Origin of the sequence: Paenibacillus rigui, from assembly GCF_002234615.1 — a bacterium.
Classification (GTDB): Bacteria; Bacillota; Bacilli; order Paenibacillales; family NBRC-103111; genus Paenibacillus_S; species Paenibacillus_S rigui.
The window spans coordinates 129,008-141,347 of record NZ_NMQW01000012.1 but is presented as its reverse complement, the minus strand read 5'-3'; the positions used below and the strand labels follow the sequence as shown (position 1 = coordinate 141,347).

General features: G+C 49.5%; 10 protein-coding genes. 8 read left to right on the top strand and 2 right to left on the bottom strand.

Going from position 1 to position 12,340, the window contains the following annotated elements; all coding sequences use genetic code 11:
• Positions 1 to 5 precede the first annotated feature (5 nt).
• Complete coding sequence (gene recJ / locus CF651_RS08185; protein WP_094014366.1) at positions 6 to 2,465, top strand: single-stranded-DNA-specific exonuclease RecJ; 2,460 nt, start codon at positions 6 to 8, stop codon at positions 2,463 to 2,465.
• A complete protein-coding gene (locus CF651_RS08180) occupies positions 2,462 to 2,974 on the top strand; it encodes an adenine phosphoribosyltransferase (RefSeq protein ID WP_094014365.1) in 513 nt (170 codons plus the stop codon). The genes recJ and CF651_RS08180 overlap by 4 nt, the downstream gene beginning before the upstream one ends.
• 120 nt (positions 2,975 to 3,094) lie before the next feature.
• On the opposite strand, the gene CF651_RS08175 is transcribed toward CF651_RS08180, so the two are convergent.
• Together CF651_RS08175 and CF651_RS08170 are read right to left on the bottom strand one after the other, a co-directional pair.
• Positions 3,095 to 3,769 carry a DUF2642 domain-containing protein gene (locus tag CF651_RS08175; RefSeq protein ID WP_094014364.1) on the bottom strand — a complete coding sequence of 225 codons (675 nt, stop codon included), beginning with the start codon at positions 3,767 to 3,769 and terminating at the stop codon, positions 3,095 to 3,097.
• Between the two features lie 275 nt (positions 3,770 to 4,044).
• On the bottom strand, positions 4,045 to 4,659 hold the full coding sequence (locus tag CF651_RS08170; RefSeq protein WP_094014363.1) for a DUF2642 domain-containing protein: 615 nt from the start codon (positions 4,657 to 4,659) through the stop codon (positions 4,045 to 4,047).
• A gap of 334 nt (positions 4,660 to 4,993) precedes the next feature.
• Here CF651_RS08170 and CF651_RS32215 point away from each other — a divergent pair, with 334 nt between their 5' ends.
• The 6 genes from CF651_RS32215 to CF651_RS08150 all read left to right on the top strand — a co-directional run bounded on the left by CF651_RS32215 (position 4,994) and on the right by CF651_RS08150 (position 12,065).
• Positions 4,994 to 5,368, top strand: coding sequence for a hypothetical protein (locus CF651_RS32215; protein WP_179232734.1), 375 nt, complete (start codon positions 4,994 to 4,996; stop codon positions 5,366 to 5,368).
• Between the two features lie 238 nt (positions 5,369 to 5,606).
• On the top strand, positions 5,607 to 6,662 hold the full coding sequence (locus CF651_RS08165) for a CotH kinase family protein (protein WP_094014362.1): 1,056 nt from the start codon (positions 5,607 to 5,609) through the stop codon (positions 6,660 to 6,662).
• Positions 6,663 to 6,800: 138 nt separating this feature from the next.
• On the top strand, positions 6,801 to 8,993 hold the full coding sequence (locus CF651_RS08160) for a RelA/SpoT family protein (RefSeq protein WP_094014361.1): 2,193 nt from the start codon (positions 6,801 to 6,803) through the stop codon (positions 8,991 to 8,993).
• A gap of 48 nt (positions 8,994 to 9,041) precedes the next feature.
• Positions 9,042 to 9,482 (top strand): D-aminoacyl-tRNA deacylase, encoded by a 441-nt coding sequence (gene dtd, locus CF651_RS08155; protein ID WP_094014360.1) that lies wholly within the window; start codon positions 9,042 to 9,044, stop codon positions 9,480 to 9,482.
• 169 nt (positions 9,483 to 9,651) lie between these two features.
• Entirely contained in the window at positions 9,652 to 9,828 is a 177-nt protein-coding gene (locus CF651_RS32210) for a hypothetical protein (protein ID WP_179232733.1), read from the top strand.
• Positions 9,829 to 10,121: 293 nt separating this feature from the next.
• Entirely contained in the window at positions 10,122 to 12,065 is a 1,944-nt protein-coding gene (locus tag CF651_RS08150) for an FAD-dependent oxidoreductase (RefSeq protein ID WP_094014359.1), read from the top strand.
• Positions 12,066 to 12,340 lie beyond the last annotated feature (275 nt).

The window sequence follows — 12,340 nt, the reverse complement described above, 5'->3', positions numbered from 1 at the left end:
TACTCATGCTTCAAGCACGGGCAAGATGGAAAATAAGCGAGGCGGATGCTCGTCTGGTGGAGGAATTATCGAACGAGCTGCATATTACTCCTCTCGTAGCCCGACTGTTGGTCGTGAGGGGTATCACGGACAAAGAGCATGCGGCAGCTTTCTTATTTGGAGGAACGGATCTGGTACACGATCCGTTCCTTTTAGATGGTATGGATCAAGCGGTAGCTCGGATCCAAGAAGCACTTCGACAGGAGCACAAAATTCGCGTTTATGGAGATTATGATGCCGATGGGGTTAGCAGTACGACACTCATGGTTCATTTGCTGAGACAGCTAAACGCTAACTTCGATTATTACATCCCCCATCGAGTTCATGAAGGCTATGGCCTGAACAAGCCGGCCATGGATATGGCGCATCAACAAGGTGTCCAGCTCATCATAACGGTAGATACCGGGATTAGCGCTGTGGATGAAATCCAGTATGCCCATGATCTCGGCATCGACGTCATCGTGACGGATCACCATGAGCCGCCGGAACGGCTGCCTGCGGCCCTAGCAATTATTAATCCGAAGAAGCCCGGATGTCCTTATCCGTTCAAACAACTGGCAGGTGTGGGCGTAGCTTTGAAGCTCGCGCAGGCGCTGCTTCAGCGATGGCCGGAAGAGCTGCTGGAATTCGCAGCCATCGGCACCGTTGCAGATCTTATGCCCCTGCTGGATGAGAATCGCGTCATCGTGAGACAAGGTATTGAACGCATGAAGTCTACGTCGAACAAAGGCATACGGGCACTGCTGGATGTGGCCGGGATTGCAGTCAAGGATGTGAATGCAACGCACATCGGCTTCGCGCTTGCACCAAGAATAAATGCCAGTGGTCGGCTGGACGATGCGGATGCTGCGGTTCGTCTGCTTATTTCCGAGGATCACGCGGCAGCAGAACAGATGGCCAACGATCTTGATATGTTAAATAAAGAAAGACAGCGGATCGTGGAAGAGATGACCAAGGAAGCCGCAGCTTTGCTCGAGGAAAGGATAGAGCAGTTAGGTGAACTGCCCAAGGTTATTGTTCTGGCTCAGGAGCAATGGAATGTGGGGGTTATAGGTATCGTGGCCTCCAAGCTGGTGGATAAGGTATACCGCCCGACGATCATACTGGGAATAGATAAAGAATCCGGCATGGCCAAAGGCTCCGCCCGTTCCATTGCCGGTTTTGATATGTACCAGGCTTTGACCCATTGCCAGGATCTCATGGATCATTACGGCGGGCATCAGGCTGCTGCCGGAATGACATTGGATGCGGGCCATTTGCCGGAGCTTGAACGGCGGCTGAACCTTCTTGCTGAGGAATGGCTTCGGCCGGAAGATTATTCTCCGCTCATTCAAGCCGATGTCGTCAGCAAGCTGGAAGAAGTCGGTATTGAAACGATCCGTCAGCTTGAGCAGCTCAGTCCATTCGGCATGGGAAATCCGACCCCGCGCTTCGTAATTCCGAGCGTACGCTATCAGGAGCTTAGGATGATCGGAAAAGAGCAGCAGCATGTTAAAATGACTTTGGTTCAGCCGGAGGCTGAAACGTCGGCTGCGCTGGATTCGATCGGGTTCAATAAAGGAGCCATCGTTCCCTGGATCTCGTCTACGGCTGAGATTGATGTTTTGGGTGAGCTGTCAGTGAATGAATGGAATGGCGTACGCAAGCCGCAGATGATCCTCCAGGATGTCCGTATTCCTCATATTCAGCTTTTTGACTGGCGGGGGGCATCTAACATTGAAGGAAAGCTTAAAGAGCTTACAGAGCGTTTAAGACTGCTTGGACGTGGGGGAGAAGCGCCGATGGTTCCGCACCTTGTCGTTTTTCATGCCAAAGAGATCCGAACCCATCAGCAGCTAATGGACTCTTACCCGATATGGGAGCTGGACCCGGTGCTGGAGGATCGTTTTATACCTCTGAACAAGCTGGCCGAATCTGCTCCTTGGACAAACGGGACGGACCTTGTATTGTACGATCTGCCTCCGACGCTTGCGGCTTTGAAGCAGGCGGTAGAGCAGGCAAGCCAAGTCCAGCGATGGTACGCGCTATTCGGGTCGCATAGCGGCGGAAACGAAAGCTCCTTGCCAAGCAGGGACATGTTCAAGAAGGTATATGGCGCGGTACAGCAGCAGGGGGGGCGAACATTGGCCAAAGCCACGCTGGTGGATGCGATTTCCAGACGCTCAGGGCTATCTGCTTCCCTGGTACAGTTCATGTTGGATGTGTTTATCGAATTGGGCTTTATTCAACAAACGAGTGCAGGCATTACAGCCATTCCGCAGCCGGCCAAAAAAGATCTGGCTGCTTCCCGACAATATCAGAAACGCCAACAAAACATGGAAGTTGAGCAGGTACTGCTGTACTCCAGTGCGCAGCAATTGCATGAATGGCTCATACGGGCCGCCGATCCGAACACGCATCTCAAATTATTGGAGGGAATTGTATGAATTTCAAATCGTATATCCGTGTCATTGAGGATTTTCCTCAGCCAGGCATCAGCTTTAAAGATATCACAACTTTATTGCAGGATGGTACTGTGTATAAACAGGTCATCCAGGAACTGGCACGCCAGCTGAGAGACAAGGAGATTGATGTGATCGCCGGCCCTGAGGCGCGCGGCTTTGTTATCGGAGCTCCGCTTGCCGTTGAGCTTGGGATTGGTTTTATTCCGATCCGCAAAAGCGGCAAGCTGCCTGGAGAAACGATCGAGGCAGACTATGCGCTTGAATACGGCAAAGATAAACTGGCCATGCACAAAGATGCAATAAAGCCCGGTCAAAAAGTGTTGATTGCAGACGATTTGCTGGCTACAGGGGGAACGATTGCAACCTCGATCAACTTGGTTAAGCAGCTTGGCGGCGAAGTCGTCGGCGCTGCATTTCTGATTGAACTGGATGAATTGAATGGACGCGAGAAGCTGGGCAACATCGATATTATTTCTCTGGTACAATACTAGGAAAATAAAAAGGACGCTGAATCCGATAAGGAATCAGCGTCCTTTTTTTGCCTACATGGACCCATTTTTAGGACAGGCACCATTTGCACCATTCATTGACTTGGACCCGTTGAATGATGCTTAAGGCAGGTGAACGGTTTTAATATGGTCCAGATGAAGGAAAACCGTTTCCCCGTCGGCTGCAATCAGCTCAATTAAACTGTTTTGTATGGATTTCAGCTGCCCAATTTTGTTTGGGTGCTCTCCCAAATCAAGAATAACGAATTGGCCCTCCAGCTTTTTTAGCTGCTGATCGAAAGTTCGGGCCAGCGTGACAGTGGTGGGGCTCAGAGGAAAACGCTCCTGCGTCAAGGAGTAGGGAGTTACATTGGAATCATAAGGAATCATGTATTTTAAATGCTGCATAGGAATATACACCGCATGGAAAACAGGAGAATAGAAGACAAAAAAATCATTCATAATGCTTGTGACATACCCATGGATCGATTGATTGCCGCTTGTGTAAATTTCACTAAAAACACCTTTTGCATTCATGAGTATTTTCCGGTAGGAGATGTCGGTTTGGTTCTCAAACGGAGGCTCCGGATGGATGATGGAGTTGTCATAATCCAATGCAGTTTCTTCTGCGAGAGCTAACTGCTGGAGATGCAGCAAAGGAATGTAAAGAAACTTTTTGCCGTTATGCAAAACAATAATATCACTTCCAAGGTCAATGAGCTTACCCTGAATCTTGGTTTTGATGCCGGAGATGGTTAGTTCAACCTGTTTCCCGATTAATGCCTTCATTGCTAACATTAGAGCACCTCCAATCTTGAAAGACATATCCAGTGTTCCGGACAAGGGAGCGGTTGGTTGAACTAACCCCCCTTGCCCGGGAATGAAGAAGGAATATAGCAGGCTTGCCCGATTAGAAAAACAACCGTCATAAGATCAGACGGTTGAGAATTGCTATGATCTCGAAAGGGACTGGAGAATCGCCTCAGTCTCATTGGGGAGAACGATAAGGCCCAGACGACTTCTAGGTGCATGTCCATTTGCTTCGAGCACATAGGTAGAAGAAGATGTGCCGTTTAGCGTCTCGACTTGTTGCCCGATTTACTGCCTGATTTATTGCCTGATTTGTTACCAGACTTGTTACCGGATTTATTTCCCGATTTGTTGCCATTGGACTTGCTTTTGTTTCCGGAGGAGCTGCTTTTATTGTTATTTTTGTTGTTGGAGGTTTTCCCGATCACATTGACGGTTTTAATGTGGGAAATCGGAACGCGCACCAATTCCTTGTTAACCAAGAGCAGTAAATAGTCTTGCGTGCTGTCGGCTACGAAGCCTTCGATTTTCTCAGGGCCGCCGCGGTTAATTTGTACGAAATGGTGGTTAAGCTTTTGAAACAGTGCAGTGAAGCTGTTTGCCGTGATGAATTTTACAGACATTCCGGAACGGTTGCTTTTGTTGGAATCGATCTCGCTGATGCTTTTAATATGGGAAGTGCTGATGTAAACAATGGAATCTTTTGTTTTAACTACAATGAAGTCGGATTGCACAGAGAGTAAAACTCCAGTCACGGATTCAGGACCGCCGCGGTTAATTTTAACTTCAGTTCCTACCAAGCTAGTCAACGGGCTTTGATTGCTATTTTGAGTGTTCGTTGTTTGAGTTTGTGGTTGGTAATGATGATAGTAATACATAGAACATTCCCCTCTCGGATTCTATAAATTTTTTGGTTGCCTGCTTGTCACTGCTTCTACTTGCATTGCTGCCCATCTAGTTGTCTATTTCATTGGCAGCAACCTCCTTCCGTTTGTCATGATAGGGAATTCATAATTTATATATATGTATCCGGTAAGGATTGGTACTGGTCTAGCATCCATACTCCATAAATTCCACATCTATCTATAAGAGGGTTATAGAGTTGTAATCATAGGGATATTAATATATTTCCGAATCTATGAACCATGGTCTAGCACATCTCTTTTTCTCTCTTCATAGACTGAACTATCTCAAATATAGGAGGTAGTTTGAATGGCGATGGGAAAAAGCAAAGGTAATAGAAGTGGAAATCGCAGCGGGGGAAGCAGAGGTAAGCGCAGTGGCGGAAGCAGAGGCAACCGCAGCGGTGGAAGCAGAGGCAATCGTAGTCAAGTAAGTCCCGGAAGAATGGGACCTGGAGCAGTAAGTCCGATCGGAGTAAGCCCGGGCAATCGCAGTGGCCATAAAAGCAACCGTACTCGCGGCAACCACAGTACAAGAGGCAACCATAGTACTCGTGGCAACCACAGTACAAGAGGCAACCACAGTACACGTGGCAACCACAGTACACGTGGCAACCACAGCACTCGTGGTAACAACAGCACAAGAGGCAATCAAAGCAGTCCCGGTGCAGGCCAGGAGTGCTAATTTCAGGCATGGGAACAGATGCCGTGGCCCTCATGTAGATAACCGCATACAGTGAATTACCTATAAAAAGTCTATCAATCCATTTGATAGGCTTTTTTCTTGGTTCATAAGAGGGTTCCGGTTATTGCCGCCTCGCATCAACCAAGACAAACGCGCCCGTCCTGAGGCTGGTTGGCCAGCGTCAATCCTGCAGGACGGCGAAGCGGTCTATCTTTGTCCTAGAAAGGCGGTTGAGCCAATGGAGCTTCCCACTCGAAATATTGTGATTGGCGAGCATGAACAGACAGCGCTGGAAAAAGACGTGTGGAGTGATACTTTTGTCAAAGCTTATATGATAAGTGGAGGAAAAAGAGAGCCCATTCAACTGAGGTACCGTGGAGGCCATACGCGAAACTATCCCAAACGCTCCTATGAAATCGTAAGGAACGGAAAAACGTATCATTATAATGCAGAATACGATGATCCTTCCATGATAAGGAATGCGTTGTCGTTTCAATTCTTCGGATGGATCGGTGTTCCGAGCCCCAAAACGAGGCATTGTGTACTGAAGCTTAACGATCAAAGCCTCGGCGTCTACCTGGAAATAGAGGGAGTAGACCGGTATTTTTTCAGGCGCAGAGGGATTGCTGTTCAATCGCTGTTCTATGCGGTCAATGATTATGCCAACTTCAGTTTGCTTGGGCCGGAATCGCAGCGCAAGAAATCCTCCTTGTTCAAGGGATACGAGCAGATGATGGGGCGGCAGGCAGACCGTAACGAGTGGAAGGCGTTTATTTTACGGCTGAATACGCTTAAAGAACCCCAATTAAGCCGATACTTGATGCAAGAGCTGGATATCGACAATTATTTGAAATGGCTGGCGGGCGCCGTTTTTACGGGCAATTACGACGGGTTTGATCAGAACTATGCGATTTACCGTCACAAAACGAGGAAAAAGTATCGGATGATTCCCTGGGATTATGAAGGTACCTGGGGGCGTAACTGCTACGGCAAGAAGTGCGGGAGCGACCTGGTTCGCGTAACAGGCTACAATGAGCTGACCAAGAAGCTGCTTTCCAATAAAAAGATAAGGCTTCGTTATAAAAGCCTGCTGCGGAGCATTTTGAAAACCCATTTTACCGTAAAAAAAATCGACCCGGTTGTCTTGAAAATGACGCAAAGCATTGCCCCACAAATATATAAGGATTCGGGACGAAAGTGGTCACTCTCCGTATTTGACGGGGAACGTCAATTGATCCGCAGCTACATTCAGGAGCGTCGTGAGCTGATTAAGGAAGCCCTCAGGAAGCTGTAAACCGATGGAATAATTCGGTGTACTCACCAATTCGTCGAAGAGGCGGCAAAATATGTCGAAATATCGCAAATAAGTTGACGTAGTGCCTGTCGGGAAGGCATAATGAATTAAAATCGATTTAAGGGAATGGATAAACGAATGGGGATAGAGCAGCTTCTTGAGAAGGCGGCCGGCTATGTAAAAGAAAATGATCTGAAGCGGATTAGGGAAGCCTACGAGTTCGCTGAACAGGCTCATTCGGGCCAAGTTCGCAAATCAGGGGAGCCTTATATCTTGCATCCGCTTGCGGTTGCCGAAATATTGGTCAACATGCAAATGGACACGACATCGATTATCGCCGCGCTGCTCCACGATGTAGTAGAGGACACGACGGTTTCTTTGGAGACGGTTGAGGAGAAATTCGGCAAAACCTGCGCTATGCTTGTGGACGGCTTAACAAAACTGGAAAAAATCAAGTTCAAAAGCAAGGAAGAGCATCAAAACGAAAATTACCGCAAAATGTTTGTAGCGATGGCCCAGGATATCCGGGTAATTCTGATCAAACTGGCCGATCGCCTACATAATATGCGTACATTGAAGCACCAATCCGAGGAAGCGCAGCGGCGAATAGCCGACGAAACATTGGAGATCTTTTGTCCGATTGCGCACAGGCTTGGTATTTCTACTATAAAGTGGGAAATGGAAGATACGGCTCTCCGCTATTTGAATCCGCAGCAGTACTACCGGATTGTGAATTTGATGCAGAAGAAGCGGGCGGAGCGGGAGAAGTACATTGAGGATGTTATCTCCACCGTGAATGAAAAATTGTCCGAAATGGGCATTGAGAGCGACATTTCCGGCCGGCCGAAGCACATTTACAGCATTTATAAAAAGATGACGGCGCGCAATAAGCAGTTCAATGAAATTTATGACCTGCTGGCCCTTCGGATCATCGTTGACAATATCAAAGACTGCTATGCAACCTTGGGGATCATTCATACGCTGTGGAAGCCGATGCCGGGACGGTTCAAGGACTACATTGCCATGCCGAAGCCGAACATGTATCAATCGCTGCATACGACGGTCATTGGGCCTAAGGGCGAGCCGCTTGAGGTACAAATCCGTACCTTTGAAATGCACAAAACGTCCGAATACGGGATCGCCGCACACTGGGCTTATAAGGAAGGCAGTATGGTTCCTTCCGGCAGCTTTGAGGATAAAGTGGGCTGGTTCCGTGAGATCCTGGAGCTGCAGCAGGATGCGGAGGATGCGTCGGAGTTCGTGGAGTCCCTCAAGATGGATTTCTTCTCCGATCTGGTATTCGTATTTACGCCGAAGGGGGAAGTTATTGAGCTGCCTGCCGGTTCGGTTCCGCTTGATTTTGCCTATCGGATTCATACGGAGGTCGGCAATCGGACGATTGGCGCCAAGGTGAACGGGCGGATCGTCCCGTTGGATCACCGGCTCAAGACCGGCGATATTATAGAAATATTAACTTCCAAGCACTCGTACGGACCGAGTCAGGACTGGATTAAATTAGCCCAATCCTCTCACGCGCGCAGCAAGATTCGTCAATGGTTCAAGAAAGAAAAGCGCGAGGAGAATGTGGAGAAGGGCAAGGATGCTATCGAGCGTGAGCTGAAGCGGCTTGGCATCGATCCTCCGACGCTAATGAAGGACGACGAGCTGCTGGAGGCAGCCAGGAAGTTTAACTTTAACGAAGTCGAGGACATGTTCTCGGCTGTTGGCTTTGGGGGCATTACAGCGGCCCAAATCGTTACCCGCCTGACGGAGAGAATGCGCAAAGAAGCGGAGGAAGCCCAGGCGCAGGCGCTTCAATTGACGAATGAAATCAAGGAGGTTGTCAAAGCACCTGCGGAGCGCAAAAGCCGTCCGACCCATGGCATTCGGGTCAAAGGAGTGGACAACCTGCTTGTTCGTTTCGCCCGCTGCTGCAACCCGGTTCCCGGCGATCAGATTGTAGGCTACATTACGCGCGGCAGAGGCGTGTCGGTACACCGTGCGGATTGCACCAATATTCCTGCCGCGGATTGCGGTGAAGAAGGCAACCGTGTCATCGAGGTGGATTGGGCGGACTCGGTGGAGGCGAATTACAGCGTTGAGATAGAGATTACCGGACATAACCGGCCGGATATGCTGAATGATGTGCTTCACGTCGTTTCTGAAAGTAAAACGTTAATTTCGGCTGTAACCGGCCGTTCGGATAAAAACAAAATGGCGATCATTCATATGACGATTTTGATCCGCAATGTAGAGCATTTGCATTCGGTCGTCGAAAAAATCAAACGGGTCAGAGATGTATATTCCGTGCAGCGGATTATGCAATCTTAATCGGGCCAAGCAAGTCTATAGAGCTTAAGAATTGAGGGCGGACAACAAATGCGGGTGGTAGTGCAGCGAAGCAAGCAAGCTCAGGTTACGGTAGAAGGCAAGTCGGTCGGAGCAATTGAACACGGGCTCGTGCTTTTGGTCGGAGTGACCCATGACGATACGGAACAGGATGCGCGATACATGGCGGAGAAAATAGCCGGCCTGCGTATTTTTGAAGACGAGACGGGGAAAATGAATCTTTCCGTAGTGGAAACCGGCGGACAAATATTGTCCGTATCCCAATTTACCTTATATGGCGATTGCCGCAAGGGCAGACGCCCCAATTTCATGGCAGCGGCTCGTCCTGAGCAGGCACAGCCTCTGTATGACCGTTTCAACGAGCTGCTGCGGGAGCAAGAGCTTAAGGTGGAAACAGGTGTGTTCGGGGCGATGATGGACGTAGCTTTGGTTAATGACGGCCCGGTAACACTGATCGTGGAGAGCCGTTAAAGCTCATGCTGCTTGTCGAAAGCATAAAGGTCTGTTTCTCAGTCAACCTGACTGGAGGGGCAGACCTTTTCTCATGAAAGGGAGGAAGCTGCGTGCTGGAAGGAAAGGTTAGGTTTGTTGTCAATTGGGCAAAATACACGTATACACTTCCAACAAGGAGCTTATACGGATGCATCAATCGGGTAAGGAAAAAATCATAGTTCAAACGGAGCAGCAAATTCTTTGCTGCAGCGCGGAAGAAGCGGTAGCGATGGCCGCAGCCGTGTGGAGCGTAGACGAGGTGTGCGCCGATTTTTCTTCCATCAGTGAACAAATGAAGCGTCAGCCGCGAAAAACGTTTCGCTAAATGGCTGGGCATGGATGAACGGATGGACACTGGCAAACTCATAGCATTTCGGAAAGGCTTCCTGGTTACCAGGGGCCTTTTGTGTTGTATTCCTAACGTCCCAAGATTTTATTCATCTGTCGACATGTGGTAAACTAAGTCTAGTTTTGTGTTGATAGGTTTGCATTTATCACAAATTTCGTCATCTTTCAGGAGAAGAGTGAAACCAACGGTATCGAAACTTCGTCTATATAGTTGGATATGGTTTCCTGAGAGAATCATTCAAACTACTATGAAGAAATATGGGGTGCACGATGGGAAGAACGGGGTATTCAACCGGTAATAAGAAAGGGTGGCTGCTGGCCATCACGGCTTGCTTGTTAGTGGCTGTCATGGGCGCGGGAGTCTATACGCTTGTGAAAAAAGGATCAGGGACTGCCAAGCCGCAGGCATTGATGGAGGTTAAATCCGTCAAAAACATGAAGGCAAGCTACGATGTTATTGTGGTCGGGACGGACCCGGAGGGCGTTGCGGCAGCCATATCGGCGGCACGGAACGGACAATCCACGTTACTTGTTGACGGGCATGACCGGGATGTATTGGGCGGTCTGATGACCGAGGGCTGGCTGAACAGCATTGATATGAATTATGAGCCTACCAAAAATGTGCTCAGCAAGCATGACATTATGAACAAAGGGATTTTCAGCGAGTGGTACAGTAAAATCGAAGGGGATTCCTTCGACGTGACGACGGCTGCCAATGCCTTTAACCAAATGGTGGCTAAGGAAAAAAATATCGACGTACTGATGAAAGCCAAGGCTATGGAGCCGCAGGTAGCTTCGTCGGGGGGCACTTCCAAGGTGACCGGAATGATCATCACCAAGGCTGACGGCACCAAGCAGACGGTTCAAGCCAAGGCAGTCATTGATGCGACGCAGGATGGAGATATTGCTGCAGCGGCCGGCGTGCCGTTCACCGTCGGCCGGGAGGATCTGGCGGATCCCAAGAGCCGCATGGCGGTGACCGCGGTGTTCCGGTTGAGCAACATTACGCCGGAGCGGTGGAAGCAGTTCGGCAAGACCATCGCAGCGGAAGACAAGGGGCAAGGGAAGTACGGCATTAATGAAATGAGCCTGTGGGGCTTTGATAAAATGCAGGAATATCCTGCAGTCAATAAAGAAAAGGTACGCATGCGCGGTTTGAACGGCGGACGCCAGAAGGACGGCACCATGCTGGTCAACGCACTGCAAATTTTCGGCGTCGATCCGTTTGATCCGAAATCAAAGCAGGAAGCTTTCCAAATTGCAAAGGATGAGCTTCCGCATGTGCTTGCTTATTTGAAAGAAAAGTATCCGGACTTCCAGGGTGTCGAGCTGGATGGAATCGCACCGGAGTTGTACGTTCGCGAATCCCGTCATATTCAAGGGGAATACAGGCTGTCCATTATAGATTTGCTGGAAAACCGCGATCAATGGGACCGCATTGCTTTCGGCGGCTATCCGGTGGATATCCAACGGACAAGCCCGAAGGATAACGGTGCCGTTGTGATGGACCCGGATAAATATGCAGTACCTTTCCGCAGCATCGTGCCTCTCAAAGTCGACGGCCTGTTGGTAGTCGGTCGTGCGGCAAGCTATGACACGCTTCCGCACGGGAGTGCGCGTGTCATCCCTGTGGGTATGGCAGAGGGAGAAGCGGCCGGTGCGGCTGCGAAGCTGGCGGGTGAGCTGAATATGAGCTTCCGTCAAATGTCAGCCTCCAAGGAAACGATCGCCAAGCTGCAGGATCAGCTGAATAAGCAGGGGATGGACTTGAAGCCATATACAATGAAACCGGCTCCGTTCATGGAGAACAAATCGTATGAAGGCTTGAAAACCGCAGTCAGCTTAGGATTAGCTACAGGCGGATACAAGAATGAGTTTGACCTGGACAAAACGTCCAATCTGCAGCGGATGGTCAATTTGCTGGAGGGGATGCGGAAGTTCAAGCCTGCCTCGATGCAGGGAAGTGCCGCAGCCGTGATTGCAAATGTGAAGGATGCGGCGAAGCAGCCGGTCTCTTTGGACCAGGCCGCCCAACTGGCAGCGGGGCTTCTGAAGGTGGAGGCATCGCAGGGAACGGCACTCAGCGTACTGCAATCCAAAGGGATTTTGAGCCAAACAACGGTCGATGGCATTGCCAATAAGCAGGAGCTTACCAACGGGGATACGTACATGATCATCCGCGATGTATATAATCAAGTGATAGCGGTAAAATAAGGATAAGACTCCGTTCATGGCGGATTTCCTCGCAAATTGCTTGACTTTGCCAGTTTTCGATATTACAATACTTACATTGCAAGCAAGTTTAGCAGTAATAATTGATCCATTGAAGGGACAAAGTAGTTCGACCCATCCATATCCAGAGAGGGAAGCCAGAGGCTGCAAGCTTCCTTGTGAGATCCGAACGAACAGACCTCCCCGAGGACATACAGGGAACCGCAAGCCTTCGGGTTTGTGAAGTAGCTGTAATGCGTCACGCGGGCGTTAACCGC